15 protein-coding genes are annotated in these 15979 nt (G+C 64.6%); 2 read left to right on the top strand and 13 right to left on the bottom strand.

The genetic code is table 11. From position 1 onward, the window contains the following. Nucleotides 1-29 precede the first annotated feature (29 nt). Together N687_RS0102410 and N687_RS0102405 are read left to right on the top strand one after the other, a co-directional pair. A complete protein-coding gene (locus tag N687_RS0102410) occupies nucleotides 30-1082 on the top strand; it encodes a hypothetical protein (RefSeq protein WP_029420342.1) in 1053 nt (350 codons plus the stop codon). 67 nt (nucleotides 1083-1149) lie between these two features. Next, the gene (locus N687_RS0102405) at nucleotides 1150-1992 is read left to right on the top strand and encodes a YitT family protein (RefSeq protein ID WP_035462023.1); all 843 of its coding nucleotides are present in this window, start codon (nucleotides 1150-1152) and stop codon (nucleotides 1990-1992) included. A 104-nt stretch (nucleotides 1993-2096) separates the two neighbouring features. On the opposite strand, the gene N687_RS0102400 is transcribed toward N687_RS0102405, so the two are convergent. The 13 genes from N687_RS0102400 to trpB all read right to left on the bottom strand — a co-directional run bounded on the left by N687_RS0102400 (nucleotide 2097) and on the right by trpB (nucleotide 15972). Then, a complete protein-coding gene (locus N687_RS0102400; RefSeq protein ID WP_231493376.1) occupies nucleotides 2097-2861 on the bottom strand; it encodes a menaquinol-cytochrome c reductase cytochrome b/c subunit in 765 nt (254 codons plus the stop codon). A gap of 40 nt (nucleotides 2862-2901) precedes the next feature. Beyond that, complete coding sequence (gene qcrB / locus N687_RS0102395) at nucleotides 2902-3573, bottom strand: menaquinol-cytochrome c reductase cytochrome b subunit (protein WP_029420339.1); 672 nt, start codon at nucleotides 3571-3573, stop codon at nucleotides 2902-2904. A 1-nt stretch (nucleotide 3574) separates the two neighbouring features. Beyond that, entirely contained in the window at nucleotides 3575-4153 is a 579-nt protein-coding gene (locus N687_RS0102390; RefSeq protein ID WP_029420338.1) for a ubiquinol-cytochrome c reductase iron-sulfur subunit, read from the bottom strand. A gap of 233 nt (nucleotides 4154-4386) precedes the next feature. Continuing rightward, nucleotides 4387-4959, bottom strand: a complete 573-nt coding sequence (locus N687_RS0102385) for a hypothetical protein (RefSeq protein ID WP_029420337.1) — start codon at nucleotides 4957-4959, stop codon at nucleotides 4387-4389. Between the two features lie 60 nt (nucleotides 4960-5019). After that, the gene (locus N687_RS0102380) at nucleotides 5020-6309 is read right to left on the bottom strand and encodes a YeiH family protein (RefSeq protein WP_029420336.1); all 1290 of its coding nucleotides are present in this window, start codon (nucleotides 6307-6309) and stop codon (nucleotides 5020-5022) included. Between the two features lie 223 nt (nucleotides 6310-6532). After that, the gene (locus N687_RS0102375) at nucleotides 6533-7102 is read right to left on the bottom strand and encodes a YpiB family protein (protein ID WP_029420335.1); all 570 of its coding nucleotides are present in this window, start codon (nucleotides 7100-7102) and stop codon (nucleotides 6533-6535) included. Nucleotides 7103-7291: 189 nt separating this feature from the next. Further along, a complete protein-coding gene (locus tag N687_RS0102370) occupies nucleotides 7292-8677 on the bottom strand; it encodes a helicase-associated domain-containing protein (RefSeq protein ID WP_029420334.1) in 1386 nt (461 codons plus the stop codon). Continuing rightward, nucleotides 8646-10322 (bottom strand): DNA repair helicase XPB, encoded by a 1677-nt coding sequence (locus tag N687_RS0102365; RefSeq protein ID WP_051662886.1) that lies wholly within the window; start codon nucleotides 10320-10322, stop codon nucleotides 8646-8648. Before N687_RS0102365 ends, N687_RS0102370 begins: the two co-directional genes overlap by 32 nt. Before the next feature lie 341 nt (nucleotides 10323-10663). Beyond that, nucleotides 10664-12004, bottom strand: coding sequence for a 3-phosphoshikimate 1-carboxyvinyltransferase (gene aroA, locus N687_RS0102360; protein ID WP_231493375.1), 1341 nt, complete (start codon nucleotides 12002-12004; stop codon nucleotides 10664-10666). Then, on the bottom strand, nucleotides 11982-12887 hold the full coding sequence (locus N687_RS0102355; protein WP_051662885.1) for a prephenate dehydrogenase: 906 nt from the start codon (nucleotides 12885-12887) through the stop codon (nucleotides 11982-11984). The genes aroA and N687_RS0102355 overlap by 23 nt, the downstream gene beginning before the upstream one ends. Beyond that, nucleotides 12884-13921: a 3-deoxy-7-phosphoheptulonate synthase gene (gene aroF, locus N687_RS0102350; protein ID WP_029420330.1), complete on the bottom strand. Its 1038-nt coding sequence runs from the start codon at nucleotides 13919-13921 to the stop codon at nucleotides 12884-12886. Before aroF ends, N687_RS0102355 begins: the two co-directional genes overlap by 4 nt. Nucleotides 13922-13937: 16 nt before the next feature. Further along, the gene (gene trpA / locus N687_RS0102345; RefSeq protein WP_051662884.1) at nucleotides 13938-14771 is read right to left on the bottom strand and encodes a tryptophan synthase subunit alpha; all 834 of its coding nucleotides are present in this window, start codon (nucleotides 14769-14771) and stop codon (nucleotides 13938-13940) included. Next, nucleotides 14758-15972, bottom strand: coding sequence for a tryptophan synthase subunit beta (trpB, locus tag N687_RS0102340; protein WP_029420328.1), 1215 nt, complete (start codon nucleotides 15970-15972; stop codon nucleotides 14758-14760). Before trpB ends, trpA begins: the two co-directional genes overlap by 14 nt. Nucleotides 15973-15979 lie beyond the last annotated feature (7 nt).

The raw sequence follows: 15979 nt of genomic DNA, 5'->3' as shown, positions 1-15979 counted from the left end.
CCATATGTTGAGAGAAGGAGGTGACGCCGGTGCGGCGGACCGAGTGGTGGGCGTTTCAGGTGGGTTGCGCGTACATCGGCACGGTGGTCGGCGCGGGGTTCGCGTCCGGACAGGAGGTTTTTCAGTTCTTCGCACGCTACGGGAACTGGGCCTACCTCACCATTCTTCTGTCGTTCATCCTGTTCGCCGGAATGGGGTACCGGCTGATGCAGCTCGGCGCGGTGTGGGGCGTGCGCTCCTATCACGAGTTGAACGAACGCCTGTTCGGCCCCGGGCTCACGGCGTTGCTCGACGCCTTGATCCTCACCATGCTGTTCGGCGTGACGGTGGCGATGATCGCCGGATCGGGCGCCTTGTTCAAGGAACGGCTGGGCGGTTCATTCCAGACGGGTGCGCTGGTCACCATGGGGATCGCCTTCCTCACCGTCCTGTGGGGAATTCGTGGCATCCTGCGCGCCAACACCCTCATCGTCCCAGCGATGTGCGTCTTCGTGCTGTACGCCGCCTGGCACGCGTGGCACACCCATGGGTGGCAGACCGCCTGGCACAACGGCCAGGCGCTGGGCGGCTCCGGCTTCGCCACAGTGGTGTCTGCGATGTTGTACGCGGCATTCAACATCGGCCTGTCCGCCGGCGTCCTGCTCCCGCTCGGCGCGGATGTCCGCGACCTGCGTACCCTTCGCTTCGGCGCCCTCTTCGGCGCCCTCGGCCTGGCCGGGATGCTCGCCGCGGTGACGTTTACACTCCACACCTACTTCCCGCGTGCGTTGGGGTACGACTTACCCATGGCGTACGTGGCGGAGCACCTGGGTGCGCTCCTGCGCTGGGGCTTCGTGTTCGTCTTGTGGGCGGAGGTGTATTCCACACTGGTCGGTGACCTGTACGCCCTCACCGCCCAATTGGGTGCCTCCTCCCCCCTCCGCCATGCGGTCATCACCGCCGTGGTGCTGGTGCTCGCCTACCTCGTCAGCCAGGTCGGGTTCAGTGCCGTGGTGCAGTACGCCTACACGGCTTTCGGGTGGATCAGCGCGGGTCTGATCCTCTTGCTGCTCTGGCCGCGGGAAAAGTTGCCACGTGGGTGAACGGTTCCGTATAATGAGGCAACACGGACGAGCCTTGTCTCGGCCCAAGGGGGTGTCTGCACCACACATGACTTGGCCTGCGGGGCCCCGGTGGATTTGGAAGTGGTTGTCCATCCTCGCCGGCGCCCTCATCTACGCAATCGGGTTAAACGCCTTTTTGGTCAGCAATCATTTGGCTGAGGGCGGATTTGTCGGCATCTCGGTGTTGTTGCTGTATCTTCTGCACTGGCCGCTCGGTCTGACGTTCTTCCTGCTCAACATCCCGCTGCTGTGGGTCGGCTGGCGGGTGTTCGGGCATGAATTCATTGTGCTCACCACGGGCGGGGTCGTGGCGGTGTCCTTGTTCAGCTCGCTGACCGCCCGCATCCAGCTGCCGACACACGATCCGTTGCTCGGCGCCCTGTACGCCGGCGTGGTGACCGGGTTTGGGCTCGGCCTGATCTTTCGGACCGGCGCGACCACCGGCGGCTCAGACATCATCGCCCGCCTGGTCCGCCACCGGTACGGCGTGAGCATGGGCCGGACCCTGTTCGTTATCGACGTCTGCGTAATCGGTATCGTCGCGGTGCTCATCGGCCGCGAAACGGCCATGTATTCGCTTGTGGCGTTGTTCGTGGCCAGCCGCGTGATCGATTTCGTCATCGAGGGAACCCGGCGCGGCAAGGCCCTGACCATCGTCTCGGACAACCCGGAGGCCATCGCCGACGCCATCCACCGCCAGTTGGAACGCGGTACGACGCTGTTCCAGGCGGTTGGCGGCTTTACCGGCACACCCCGCCAGGTGGTGTACTGTGTGGTGTCCCGCGAGGAGGTCGTGCGGGTCCAACAGATTGTGTACGCCGCCGATCCCCGCGCCTTCGTGGTGGTCAATGATGTACACGAGGTCCTTGGGGAAGGATTCACTTGGTAATGGACGCCCGGTGAAGGACACGCCGTCCGGCGCGAGAAGAAAACCCGGTGCCGCGTCGATGCGCGGACCGGGTTTCTCTGTGCAGCCGGGCCATACGGGCCAGATCAGCCCTTTTGCTTGGCCAGCCAGTCGGCGACCTTCTGGACGTCGGCGTCGCTGGAGAGGGTGCCCTTCTTGGGCATCCCCGGCGCAGGATTTTCGATGAAATCGTACAGCTTTTTGGCATCCCAGTACTTTCCGATCGCGTAAATCGGGGGCCCCGCGCCGCCTTCCCCGCTGTGCCCGTGGCAGTTGGCGCAGGTGTTCTGGAACAGCTGGTACCCCGGGTCGGAGGTGTCCACCAAGTGGATCTGGGACGCGTCGATCTTCGGAATGACCGGCAGCCCTGGCGTCGCCTGGCCGCTCGCCGCGGCGACCTCGGCCGCGTGTTGGACCGCCGCTTCGTTGGTCAGCCAGATGACGAGAAACGTGGTCAGCACCATACCCGCCGTTGCCAGCGGACGCTTGTACGGGTGCCGCGTCTTTTTGGTGTCCAGCCAGGGGGCGAACAACAACAGAAGCGCGCCCACCATCGGGACCAGGATGGTGCCGAACAACTCATTGTCGCCCGGAAAGTATTTCAGAAGCTGGTACAAGAACAGAAAGTACCAGTCCGGGACGGGGATGAACGACGTGTCATCCGGATTGGCCTTCGAGCCGAGGTCGACCGGATTGAACACAACCCACAGCATGAAAGCCAGCAGGAACACCGAACCGGCGATCCACTCTTTCAGCAGAAAGTTTGGGATGAACGGCTCGGTCCCCGGATTCTTCAGGTGATGATGCCGGTACCGTGGAGTACCCGGAATCCGTTCGCCTCCAGCAGCCAAAATGTCCCCTCCTCGCTCAGCGTTCTCGCGAAGGCACGGCTTATAGCGGACCCGCGATGTGTTGCGCGCGGATCATGATGAAGTGCAGCGCCAGCAGCACCAGCAGGGCAGCCGGCAAGAAGAACACGTGAATCGCGAAGAAGCGCGTCAGCGTCAGAGCGCCCACCGTGTGGCTCCCGAGCAGCAGCGTCTGGATGTAAGGCCCGATCCACGGAATGGATCCCGCCAACTGTGCCCCGACCGCGGTCGCCCAGTACGCCTTCTGGTCCCATGGGAGCAGGTACCCGGTGAATCCGAAGCCGAGGACGACGAAGAAGATGAGGACGCCGACCACCCAGTTCATCTCGCGCGGCTTTTTGTACGCCCCGGTGAAAAAGACGCGCAGCATGTGCAAAAACATCATAATGATGACCAAGCTCGCGCCCCAAAAGTGCATGCCGCGGACCACATTGCCGAGCAGCACCTCGTCGGTGATGTACTTGACGCTGTACCACGCGTTGGTGATGTCCGGCGTGTAGTACATCGCCAGGAACATGCCCGACAGGATCTGGGTCGTGATGACCAGAAACGTGAGACCGCCGAAACAGTACACGAAGGCGGACATCTTGATGGCCGGATTCACGTGGGCCGGCACGTCGTGATCGGCCACGTCCCGCCACAGCGGCGTCACGTTCAGCCGCTCGTCGATCCAGTCGTACGCCTTTTTCAACATGTTACGATATCACCTGCCCCGAGCTGTTGCGTTGTTGCAGCGGTCCCAAGTACAGGTAGCCGGCCTCGTCCACCTTGACTTTGTGCACATCCAGCGGGCGCGGCGCCGGCGATCCCGGCGATTGGATGCCGTACACGGTGTACTTGCTGCCGTGGCACGGGCAGTGAAACCACCACTGTCCATCCTGGGACGGTTCTGGTTTCCCGTCTGGACCCAGCGTGCCGTTGACTTGGCAGCCCAGGTGCGTACAGATGGGGGACATCGCGAGCGGCGTGCCGTCCTTTTGCAGGATGACCCATGCGCGTGACGGGATGTCCGCAGAGTTCCATCCGTCGTCCCGATGCGCTCGAAACTCAATGAGTTGTGGCAGCGTTTTATTAAATTCCGACACCTTGTGGCCGGAGTTGACGAAGGCGTTCGCGCCTCCCCGGCGAATGGGGTCGAACGTCTCCACAACGAACGGGACGGCGACCAGCGATGCCATGAACGCCCCGGTTCCACCCAGCGCGTACGTCAAAAATTGCCGCCGGCTCAGCCCTGGCTGCTGCTCTTGTGATGCTCGTTCCTGGAAGTCGGACACGTGTGTGGCCCTCCTGACCTCCATCCCGCATCCTGTGAAAAGCCAAAAAAGATATGTAGACCGGGCACCAGCTGCACGATACAGATCTTATGCCTGGCCGATCCAGTGTGTCAAGCAATGCCAACGGTTCGCTAGACTTCGAAGGATTCAGTTTCGACAATTCGTCATAACCCTGTCACAGGATGCGGTCCGGACGTAGTTGTCGTGGATTAGGATGGCCAGAACACCCCGGACTATGCCCACAGCGCCAAAATTTGCTGGCACAAGGCCTCCTCCATCGCCGCAAACAGGCGTTGCCCCTCGGCGGCCATCGCGTGCATGACGTCGTCCGGCAATCCGAGGCTTTGGCGCTCCTCGCTGGCAGCATAGGCAGGACAGGCGTGGTTGAGATATGCCCACGCCTCCGGCAGGCGAGCCGCCGGGACACGCCGGCGGAGCCACTGCCACCAATCGAAGATCAGCCAACCGGTGCCATCTGCGTCCGCCAGCCGCAGCACCTCCTCCATCAAGGTTCGGTCCGTCACCAGCACGCCGTGACGGACACCGTAGGGAAACCCCCGCCGGAGGTCGGCCAGCCACTCTGGATCGGATGCCCGGACGAATGCGTTGTGGCCGAGCGGCCACAGGGCGGTCCGCCCTTGGAAGCGGCCCGCCGCCGCGTCCGCCAGCCGCTGCCCGATCCAGACCGCCGCCAGGTGGCTGACGGCGGGATCGAGCGGAAGCGGGCAATAAGCGCTCACCAGGAGGGTGTCAAAACCGTCCTGGATAGGTGCGAACTGATTCGGTGTGAGGCGTTCGAATCGCATGTCCTCCCCCCTCGGTCCCTGCCATGAGAAACGTATCACAGAGCCTGGGGTGGGACAATCTCAACGGCTTCCGAACAGCAAGTACGCCAAGATCAACCCCGCGATCACGTTGACGATCACGACCGTGGTGAAGAGCGCGATGGCCCGGCCGCCGACCTCCCGGATCTCGCGGAAGCGGGTGTTCAGTCCCACTCCGAAGAAGGTCAGCGTGAACAGCCATGTGCGGACCGCGTTCAGGTTGGCCGTGAAATCCGTGTTGAACGCCTTTCCGTAGGCGGCCTGCCACCACGTGGCCAAGAGGGACGCGATCACGAAGGCCAACACGAACCTGGGGAACCGGCGCCACAGTTCGCTCCAACGCGACGGTGTGGGACGAGCTTCCTGATTCCACCGGGCGGCGGCGACCGCGCCGAGAATCAGGCAGATGACGCTGATCAACACGTCCCGGCTGAGCTTGACGAGCGAGAACGTATTGACCGCCGAATCGCCGAGCATGGCCGCGGCGGCTGCGCCGGACGCGTCTGCCAGTTCCGAGCCGCCGATCCACGCCCCGCCGACGGTGTTGCTCAGGCCGAGCAGATGCACCAGGGCGGGCAGCAGGAACACCAGGATCAATCCGTAGACCACCACCAGCGACACCACGTAGCCGACCTTTCGTTGCGGGGCCCGTACGGCATTACCGACCGCGATGGCCGCTGACACGCCGCACACCGATGCCCCGGCGCCGAGGATCGAGATGTACAGCGGATCGACCCCCAACCGCTTGCCGACGATGAACGCGACGGTGAATCCGAGTCCCACGATGACCAGCGCTTCGAGAAACCCGCGGGGGCCAGATCTGGCGATGATGGAGAACGGAAGATTGGCGCCCAACAGAACGATGGACGTCTTGATGAACAACTCGGTGCGCCCGGCGGCCGCCGCCAGCCACCCGGGCAGCCGCACGACGTTCCCGATCACCACACCGAATAACAGTGCCCAGAACGGGTACTCGAGGCCGTAGGTCTTGAGTGTTTGCTGGCTACCGATGACCAACACCATCCCCGCGAGGACGAACAGCACCGTGAAGCCGGCAGCGTAGGGAAGAAACGGCGTGCCGAGCGCCCGCGCGGCGACGCCGGTCAACGCCACCAGGACCAGCCACAACGCGGCGTAGGCCAATCCGTTTTGTGCGAAGTGCTGCCCCAACGCGTGCGCCGGCCACGTCACTGGAACGGCCTGCTGAAAGACGTCCAACGGCTTCTTGAGCTGATACGCGGCCCACACGGCAAGGATGAGAATCAATCCAAGTACGATCGACCAAGTGTCTTCACTCCACCCTCCTGCCACACGCTGCCCGGATGTACGCATGTTCCCGATTCTCCTCTCCTGAGTGTACAAACCTTAAATTCTGATTAAAATTATTTATGTTTATGGATATTCGGATTTGAGAACAGGATACAGGAGGCCATGCGGACTTTGTCAAGAGGGTGAAGGAGAAGTTAGGGGATCCTACTCGTGAAAGGTTTTGTGGGAAATGGATCATGTTAAAAAAAAAGAGGGGCCGTCACCGCCCCCTGTATACGACCGCTCGTCAACCGGACATCGCGGCGGACGCGCTGGCGTCGAATTCAATCAGACGGCGGCTGGCCTCCAAAAACGCCTCCCGATCTCCTCGATCCAGGGCCTCGTCGACGGCGCGCATGAGGTGCTCCCGCTGATAGTTGCGCACCGCCTGTTCGATGATCCATTCGGCCTGCATGGTGATGAGCTCTTTGACGGCCGGTTCCAATTCGGCCGGCGCGATCTCCTCCAACACGGCCGAGTACGCGGCGCTGGTCGCCCGGTCTTTGAAGTAGAGATTGACATACACGTCTTCGTCCGGGTGTTGATACAGGTCCAAGAACGCCTGTTCCACGTCCGTGGACACCGGCTTGTTGCGCCGGTAATACCGGAAGGGGGCGGCTTGAACACAGGTCGTGGACACCACGATGACCCGCGGCAACTGCCGGAAGCTGTCGACGAAGTGAACCCGGCGCAGCACGCTCTCACGGGTCATCATGTAGCGGATGAGCATCTCCGCCTCCCGACTTTGCAGTTGGTAATTCGACAGAAACCAACGCAGAAAGTGTTTCTTTTCGGCGACCGTTACGGTATTGCCCATTGCCGTCTCCTCCCTGATTGGTTGTAGCCGAATGTCCGGTGATCCAGAACGTCCACAACCTGACCCCAGCGGCGAAGGTCCCGTGTGAATTCTTCGAGTATTTTATTCGACTGGCGCTTCATTTTTTCCTTCCACACCCGCCCGGAATGGCTCTCCAAATCCATCCGTGGCTCGCCGGCCAACGTAACGTCAACTCGTCAGACTGTTTTCGCCCATCGCTTGCTCCTCCTGCATTCGCCCCCATTCCAGCAGCGTCCGCTCGACGTTGCCCGGCACCGGAGTCTGGGCGTGCTGATGCAAAAACTCTAACCAGGCAGACACGAGCCCTCCGGACGCCATTCCCCGGCGGACGCTCGCCTCGGTCAAACGGTAGACTCGGATGGCGCCCGCCTGGCGCAAATCGGTGAAAGCCGCGAGTTCGTTCGTCACCAGCGGTTGGTCGCCCGTGACGACGATGTCGAAGTTCGGCTGCACAATCAAGATGCGCTGGCGCTCCCGCGTTTGATCCGGGGTCGCTGGTAAAGCATCCGGTGTAATTAATTGTTGACCGAGTTTCGTGATTTGAAACCACTCCCTGCCCGCTTCGTCCTGTCCGATCCGCACCAAACCGAGGTGCATCAGCATTTTGAGGATGCGCGTGCGCCAGACCTGCTCCCGGTCGTCGTAGTAGTACGGCGTGACCAGATTCGCCAGCGCGTCAAGGGTTTCGGCGCTGTCCAGCCAGTCGACTGCCGCATGTGCCAACAGGTGGACCACCTGCGGGAGGCGGGCAATGGGTCGCCGATACAGGTGAATGTAAAACCGCATCAGCGTTCGAGCCTGCTCGACCTCGCTGAGGCGGTACCAGTCACTGCAATCTTCCGCGGCGTGCAGGTACCCGTCCTCGCCTTCGACAATCAGGCGGGCGCTGTACGCGTAGTCGTAGAGCAATGCCAGCCGGTCGGGGTAATCGTGAAACCGCCGCCCGTAGCCGAAGCGCCACCCGCCCTGAAGGGGCTCTTCCCGTACCTCGAGCAGTTCCAGCACCTGCATCAGATTTCTCTTGTACATGCTGCCGCCGGTCGTCAGCGGAACCGTATGGTGGCGCACGTACTCGAGGAAGACATCCAGGTCTCGTACGAGGGCAAGACCTTCGTCCTGAAACAGCAGGGGCCCTTCTTGCGAGCGGTGCAGGTTCCGCACGAAGCGCGCGACGAACTGGCGTCGCATCGCCGCTTGCAACTCCTCGGGGATGTAGTAGTAGAGCCGTCCTCCGTACCGGCTGCTGGGAAACAACCAGCCCTCGCGGATGGCCTCGTCGATCACCGCTTCCCCGCCGCAGGATTGAAAGATCCCGCGTAACTCCTCGGCCGAAAATCGGCTCCGCGTCTCCAGGCACAGGCGGATCATCGCCTGTTCCCGGCCTTCCTGCCACTGGGCGATGGCCTCTTCGAGAAAGCGGCCTCGCCGGAATGCGTACAGAAGCTCCTGCAGCAGCGACAGCTTCGAGTGCTTGGAGCAGGTCAATCCGTAATGATCCGAGATCTTGCGCAAGGTGTCGATGTCAGCGGTGCTCAGGCACTCCGACAGCTTCATCTTCATCCACCCCTTCCGGCAGGTACTCGTCGCTGTCGTATACGCTGTATGTGTAGCCTTGCTCCACCAAGTAGAGCTGGCGGTGCTTGGCGGTTTGGGCCTCAACCGTCCCTTCGCTCACCAAGGTGTAAAAAACCCCCTCCTGGGTTTGCGGCCGCAGCAGCCTCCCCAAGCGCTGCGCCTCCTCTTGGCGCGAGCCGAAGAGGCCGGACACCTGGATCGCCACAGACGCACAAGGCAGGTCCACGGCCATGTTGGCGATCCGGGAGAGCGCAATGCAACGGATGCGGCCGGTTCGGAATGCTTCGAACCAACGCTCCCGCTCCGGCTGTGGCGTGGTGCCGGTGACGAGCGGGCATCCGATTGCGTCCGCGAGGGCGCGCAGGGGCTCCAAGTAATGCCCGAGGATGAGCACGCTTTCGCCCGCGTGCTGTTTCAACAGGGCCGCCACCACGCGCCGCTTGGCGGAGTTCGAAGCCGCGATGCGGTGCTGTTCGCGGATTCCCGCCGCCAGATACCGCGCCCGTTCCGCGGCGGGCAGCGGGACGTGCAGCTCGACACACCGAACCGCAGCCAGATATCCGGCCTGCTCCAGCTGTTTCCAAGGTACCTCGTAACACTTGGGGCCAATCAGGCTGAACACGTCGGCCTCAGCGCCGTCTTCCCGGACCAAGGTGGCGGTCAGTCCCAGCCGGCGAGCCCCTTGGAGATCGGCGGCGAGCCGGAACAGTGGAGCGGGCAGCATGTGCACCTCGTCGTAGACCACGATCCCCCAGGGATGGCTCGTCAGAGACTCCAAGTGTCGCCGCCTCCCCCGTCTGTCCTGCGCCGCCACGCGCTGGTAGGTGGTGATGGTGACGGGCGTGACGGGGCGTCCAGGCCGATACAGCGACACGTCCTCCGGGCGCAAGGTGGTCCGATCCAAGAACTCGCGCTGCCATTGGCGCGCGGCCGTCTCGCTCGGCGTCAACACCAGGGCGTGCAGCCCGAGCGCCTGGATCACGGCGATGCCCACGAGCGTCTTGCCGGCGCCGCAGGGCAGGACGACCACCCCGCTCTGTTCGCGGCCCTGCTGCAGAAACCGCCGGACCGCCTCCTCCTGATAACTCCGAAGACGCGTCTCCTCGCGCAGGGAGAACGACAGGGCGGAGGCCGCCTGGTAGCCCACGTGATCGATCACCGGCAACCCGGCGCTGGCCAACACCCGCTTGACCCGAGCCCGATCGGAGGCCCTGAGGACCAGTCCGTCGCTCCGGTCCACGGCCGTCATGGCCGCCAATTCCGGTACGGCGCGGGCTGCGGCCAAAGCGTCCGGATCTCCGCGCAGTACGATGCGCCCTCGAGCGCCCCGGTGCAGGGTCAGCCGTCCCCACTTCGCGATCTCTTCCACGACGGTCCGCTGGAGGTCGTACGGGACAGGGTGTGCCGCGTGATCGCGCAGGAAGGTCAGGATCTCGCGCGCAGTGCAGCCGAGGCTCGCTGCCTGCCACAGAGAGATGGGACGGATGCGGTAGATATGGATGGGGTCCATCCGCTGGGCCATCTCCGCAAACGCCATCAGGCGCGGCCGCACGGCCTCGTAGCGTGGGTGATCCGATTGCACCAACAGGGTCCCGTCCTTCTGCACGTACAGCAGTGCGCGCATGCGGCTCCCCCCTGTCGATTCCTGGCCTCCGCACGGGAGGCGCTCAATACTTCCCATTTCCAGTATGAGTTGGACGGCAATGGGGTATACGGTCCGAATGGAGCTTTGTGGGAACCCACGGCCTGTGCCGCAGGAGGCTGAGGAATAAAAAAAGCGGGAATCTGCCCGTAACAGATTCCCCAAGCGTTGCTAGGAGTGGAGAGAAATCAGACACAACACCCTTCGATTCACAGCATAACGCAGTATGGAAGCGCTGTCAAGACGAAATTTTCTGATTCGCACAGCCGCACCCTGCCGGCGGTGAGCCGGCAGAGCGGTGGAGGGATGCGCAGGGCGGCTTGTCATTCAGGCCGCGCCTGCAAAGACGCGCCGAGCTGTTCCAAAGTGGCCGCAAAGGTGGGATACGAGATGTTTACGCAGTCCCAACCGTGCACGGTGACCCCGCGGCGGGACGCCAGTCCGGCGACGGCGAAGCTCATGGCGATCCGGTGGTCACCGTGGCTGTCCACCACACCGCCGTCCACCATCCCTCGTCCGTACACCGTGAATCCGTCCTCCGCCTCGTCGACCAGGACCCCCATGGCTCTCAGCCCTTCGGCCACCGCGGCGATGCGGTCGGTCTCCTTGACCCGCAGTTCCGCGGCCCCGCGCACGCGCGTCGTGCCTTCCGCAAACGCCGCCAACACGGCCAGGACCGGAAGTTCGTCGATGAGCGAAGGCACTTCTGCCGGCTCAATCTCCACGCCAGTGAGCGGCCCGTGTGTCACCGTGATGTCGCCCACCACTTCCCCGGATACCTTGCGCAGGTTACCCAGTTCGATGCGGGCACCCATACGGCCGAGGACCCGGAGAAAGCCGGTGCGCGTGGCATTGAGGCCGACGCCGGTCACCGTCACGGCGGAACCGGGAACCAGGGCCGCCGCCGCGATGAGGAAGGCGGCCGATGATGGATCGCCCGGCACCGCCACCGGTGCACCGCGAAGCACCTGTCCCGGCTCCACCTCGATGCGGTTGCCCGCCGGCGACGACGTGCGTTTGACGTGCACGCCAAAGGCCGTGAGCAGGTTTTCGGTGTGGTCCCGGGTCGCCTCCGGTTCCGTCACCGCCGTGACGCCGTCGTGTGCCAACAGGCCTGCCACCAGGATGGCCGATTTCACCTGCGCACTGGCCACGGGCAGGGTGTAGTCGATCCCGCGCAGGGGGCGGCCCTCCACCGCCAAGGGCGCGAACCGGCCAGAGCGCGCGTAGATCGCCGCTCCCATGTCTGTGAGCGGATCGATCACGCGGCGCATCGGCCGCCTGCGCAAAGAACCGTCCCCCGTCAGCACCGCGAACGGAACGCGCGCTGCGATGGCGCCGAGGAACACCCGCATCGTCGTGCCCGAATTGCCGCAGTCGAGCACATCCTCGGGTTCGCGCAGATGCCCCCCCGTTCCGGTGATGACGAGCCTGCCGTCGTCTGCCTCGGCCACTTCGGCGCCGAGCATCCGGGCCACCCGAAGCGACGAACGGCAATCGCCGGCGTCGAGCCAACCGGACACCTCCGTCCGGCCCGCGGCCAGCAGGCCGAACAGGATGGCCCGGTGCGTGATGGACTTGTCGCCCGGCACGGCCACCGTCCCCCGCAGCGGGGATCCGGGGAAACAGTGCATCCCCTGCTCAAGGGGTCGTTTCTCCGCCATGATTCACCTTCTCCTCCCATGCGAGACGGGCCATTCGGGCTTCCGTCAACCGCTGATGCAGCGCGTTCACGTCGGCTTCCTCCAGTGACCGGGCGAACGCGTTCAACTCCTCTGCGAGGGCGCGCAGATAGACCGTGACATAATCCCGGTTCGCCGTCAGGGTCGGCACCCAGAAGTCCGGGCCCGAGCGCGACAGGCGGGTCACATCGCGAAACCCGGGTCCCGCCAGGATGGCCCAGTCCCCGGCCCGTCCACCGGCCGTGCGGCGGTACGCCAGCATGGCCGAGAGGGACGCCAGGTGTACACCGTGGCTGACGGACGCCATAGCGGCATCGTGATCGTCCGCGGACGGCAGGCGAACCCGTCTCGCCCCGGTTTCCTCCAGCCAGGGGGTGACTGCATCACATGCCGGCCAGCCGTCCAGCACAATCCAGGTGCGTCCGTCGAACAGGTCCGCACGGGCGTGGGCGGGCCCCGAGTCGGCCGTTCCGGCCATCGGGTGGGTCGGCGCGAAGACCGCCTTCAATCCGGCAGCCTCCGCGGCCTCGACCAAAGGGCGCTTGACGCTGCACACGTCCATGACCACATCGGCCAGCCTCGCGGTGGCGGGCAGAAGAGCGCACGCGGCGTCCACAGGGACCGCCAGGACCGCCAGTTCGTATCGCCCGCCTCGCTCGGCTTCAGCCAGATCCGGCAGCGCCGGAAAGACCTCCGCAAACGCGCCGGTGGCCAGTGCTTGCCGGCGGTGCACATCCGAGCGTTCCACGCCGTGCACCACCAGGCCGGGGCGGGCACGGTGCAGCGCGAGGGCCAACGAGGTCCCGATCAGGCCGCAGCCGACCACCAGCACGGTGGCCGGGCGTGCCCCGACCCGTCCGTTCACCGGCCAGGGACGTACACGGGGGCTTCTACGCCGTGCACTGCCTCCGCGACGCGCGTGACCTCCCTCATCATCTGGTCGAAGTCCTCGAGCGTCAGCGACTGCTCCCCGTCCGACAAGGCCTCAGTCGGGCGCGGATGCACCTCGACAATCAGCCCGTGGGCGCCCGCCGCGATGCCGGCACGCGCCATCGCCAAGACGTACCGGGAATGGCCGACCCCGTGGCTCGGATCGACGATCACCGGGAGGTGGGAGTAGTACTGCACTACCGGGACGGCGTTGAGATCGAGCGTGTTGCGGGTGTACTTCTCAAATGTCCGGATGCCGCGCTCGCACAGGATGACGTTGCGGTTGCCTTCGGACAGGATGTACTCTGCCGACATCAACCACTCTTCGATGGTGGCCGACAGGCCGCGCTTGAGCAGGACCGGTTTGTCCGTCTTCCCGACGGCGCGCAAGAGCGGGAAGTTCTGCATGTTCCGCGCGCCGATCTGCAGTACGTCGACGTACTCCAGCATCATCGGGAGCGCCTCGATGTCCATCACCTCGCTGACCACCGGCAGGCCCGTGGCCTCGCGCGCCTCCGCCAGCAGCTTCAATCCCTCTTCCCCGAGGCCCTGGAACGAGTACGGGGAGGAACGCGGTTTGAACGCCCCGCCGCGCAGCATATGGGCGCCAGAACGCTTCACGGCGTGCGCGACTTCAAGGATCTGCTCGCGCGATTCCACCGAGCACGGACCGGCGATGACGACCGGATTGGCGCCGCCGACCACGTGCGGCCCCACCTGCACCAGGGTGTCCTGAGGGTGGAACGCGCGGCTGGCCAGCTTGAACGGATTGCTCACCCGCACCACCTTTTCGACGCCCGGCATCGACTCAATCGGCATGCCCAACACGCGCTCCTTGGGCCCGATGATGCCGATGATGGTCTTTTCCGCACCCTGCGACAGATGCGTCTCCAGCCCTTTGCCCTGCAGCAGGGAAACGACGGCCTGGACCTCGTCTTCGCGCGCCCCTTCCTTCATCACGACAATCATTTCTCTCCCTCTCCTCTCATTGCAAGGTTGGTGTCGCCGCCGCACCAGTTCTGTGCAGGGCTTCTATCAACGCACCGGCGAAGCCGGATACGGATTCCAACAGTTCTTCGTCCCCGCGGCCCGCCGCTACGGCTTCTCCAACGCGCCGCACGATGGCGCTGCCGACGATGACGCCGTCGGCGAATCCGGCGATCTCGTGCGCTTGCTCCGGCCGGCTGACCCCAAAGCCGACCGCGACGGGCACCTCGGTGTACCGGCGGGCCGTCTGGACCAACGCCTGCAGCCGGGCCGACATGCGCGCCCGCTCGCCCGTCACGCCGAGGGACGACACGCAATACACAAACCCGCGGGCCTGCCGGCAGATCTCTGCGATCCGGTCCTCCCCGGAAGTGGGTGCCACCAAAGGGATCAGCGCGATGCCGTTTTGGTCCGCCACGGCTCTCACCGGATCGCTCTCCTCAAACGGCAGATCCGGGATGATCACGCCGTCCGCGCCGGCCGTCCGGGCGTCCGAGAAGAACCGCTCCAGGCCGTACTGCACCACCGGGTTGACATAAGTGAAGAGCACCAGGCCCGCATCGGTCTCGGGCCGCAGCGCGGACGCCGCCTCGAACACCTGCGGCAGGCGAAATCCGGCCTGCAGGCTGCGCAGCGCCGACGCCTGGATCACCGGACCGTCTGCGAGTGGATCAGAATATGGCGCGCCGATCTCGAGGATGTCGGCACCGGCCCGCAGCACCGCGCGAAACAGCTCCAACGAGCGGTCGAACGACGGGTCCCCGGTGTTCAGGAACGGGATGAACGCCGCTCTGTCCGCATGCCTCCGAAACGCCCGCTCAATCCGTTCCATCCGCCATCCCTCCCGCCATTTTTGCGATCTGTTCCACGTCTTTGTCGCCGCGGCCCGACAGGCAGATGACCAAGATCTGGTCGCGGCCCATGCGCGGAGCCTCCTTGATGGCCTGCGCGACGGCGTGGGCGCTCTCCAGCGCAGGGATGATGCCCTCCAGCTTGGAGAGGAGGTAGAAGGCATCGAGCGCCTCCTGATCGGTGATGGGCACGTAGCGGGCGCGCCCGGACTGATGCAGCCAGGCGTGTTCCGGACCGATGCCCGGGTAATCCAGCCCGGCCGAGATGGAGTGCGCCGGTGTGACCTGTCCGTACTCGTCTTGAAGCAGGTACGTGAGCGCCCCGTGCAGGACGCCGGGCCGGCCGCGGGCGATGCTCGCCGCGTGCCGCTCGGTCTCCAGGCCGTCTCCCGCCGCCTCGACCCCAATCAATTGGACGGAGTCGTCCTCGATGAACGGATAGAACATCCCCATCGCGTTGCTTCCGCCGCCGACGCATGCCACCACCGCGTCCGGCAGCCGTCCTTCCCGTTCCAGCATCTGGCGCTTGGTCTCATCGCCGATCACGCGCTGAAAGTCCCGCACGATCCGAGGGTACGGATGGGGGCCGACCACGGACCCGATGATGTAATACGTATCCTCCACGTGCTCGACCCAGTGGCGGATGGCCTCGTTCGTCGCGTCCTTGAGCGTGCGCGTCCCCGTCGTCGCCGGCACCACCTCGGCGCCGAGCATCCGCATGCGGAACACGTTGAGGGCCTGACGGCGCATGTCCTCCTCGCCCATGAACACGGTGCAGGCGAGGCCAAAGCGGGCCGCGACCGTCGCCGTGGCCACCCCGTGCTGGCCCGCGCCCGTCTCCGCGATCACGCGCTTTTTCCCGGTCTTCAGGGCGAGCAGCGCTTGCCCGATGGTATTGTTGATCTTGTGCGCACCGGTGTGATTCAGGTCCTCCCGCTTCAGGTAGATGCGCGCCCCGCCCAGGTGCTCGGTCAGCCGTTCCGCGTAGTACAGGGGTGTCGGGCGCCCGGAGTAATGGGTCAGGTAATATTGCAGCTCTTCCTGAAAACCGGGATCGGCGGACAACCGCAGATAGTCCGCCTCCAGCTGGTGGAGGGCCGACATCAACGTCTCCGGGACATAGCGCCCCCCAAAGGGGCCGAAGCGGCCGTACGCGTCGGGATATCGCCCACCCGAGGGCATCTCGGCC

The sequence above is a fragment of the Alicyclobacillus macrosporangiidus CPP55 genome, assembly GCF_000702485.1.
Lineage (GTDB): Bacteria > Bacillota > Bacilli > Alicyclobacillales > Alicyclobacillaceae > Alicyclobacillus_H > Alicyclobacillus_H macrosporangiidus_B.
This window is presented reverse-complemented; position numbering and strand designations above follow the sequence as displayed.

What these genes read in the sequence shown, in the direction of transcription:
- N687_RS0102405 (WP_035462023.1), top strand. Translation starts at nt 1,150, where the DNA reads ATGACTTGGCCTGCGGGGCCCCGGTGGATTTGGAAGTGGTTGTCCATC.
- qcrB (WP_029420339.1), bottom strand. Translation starts at nt 3,573, where the DNA reads ATGTTGAAAAAGGCGTACGACTGGATCGACGAGCGGCTGAACGTGACG.
- N687_RS0102385 (WP_029420337.1), bottom strand. Translation starts at nt 4,959, where the DNA reads ATGCGATTCGAACGCCTCACACCGAATCAGTTCGCACCTATCCAGGAC.
- N687_RS0102380 (WP_029420336.1), bottom strand. Translation starts at nt 6,309, where the DNA reads ATGCGTACATCCGGGCAGCGTGTGGCAGGAGGGTGGAGTGAAGACACT.
- N687_RS0102375 (WP_029420335.1), bottom strand. Translation starts at nt 7,102, where the DNA reads ATGGGCAATACCGTAACGGTCGCCGAAAAGAAACACTTTCTGCGTTGG.
- N687_RS0102370 (WP_029420334.1), bottom strand. Translation starts at nt 8,677, where the DNA reads ATGAAGCTGTCGGAGTGCCTGAGCACCGCTGACATCGACACCTTGCGC.
- N687_RS0102365 (WP_051662886.1), bottom strand. Translation starts at nt 10,322, where the DNA reads ATGCGCGCACTGCTGTACGTGCAGAAGGACGGGACCCTGTTGGTGCAA.
- aroA (WP_231493375.1), bottom strand. Translation starts at nt 12,004, where the DNA reads ATGGCGGAGAAACGACCCCTTGAGCAGGGGATGCACTGTTTCCCCGGA.
- aroF (WP_029420330.1), bottom strand. Translation starts at nt 13,921, where the DNA reads ATGATTGTCGTGATGAAGGAAGGGGCGCGCGAAGACGAGGTCCAGGCC.
- trpA (WP_051662884.1), bottom strand. Translation starts at nt 14,771, where the DNA reads ATGGAACGGATTGAGCGGGCGTTTCGGAGGCATGCGGACAGAGCGGCG.
- trpB (WP_029420328.1), bottom strand. Translation starts at nt 15,972, where the DNA reads ATGCCCTCGGGTGGGCGATATCCCGACGCGTACGGCCGCTTCGGCCCC.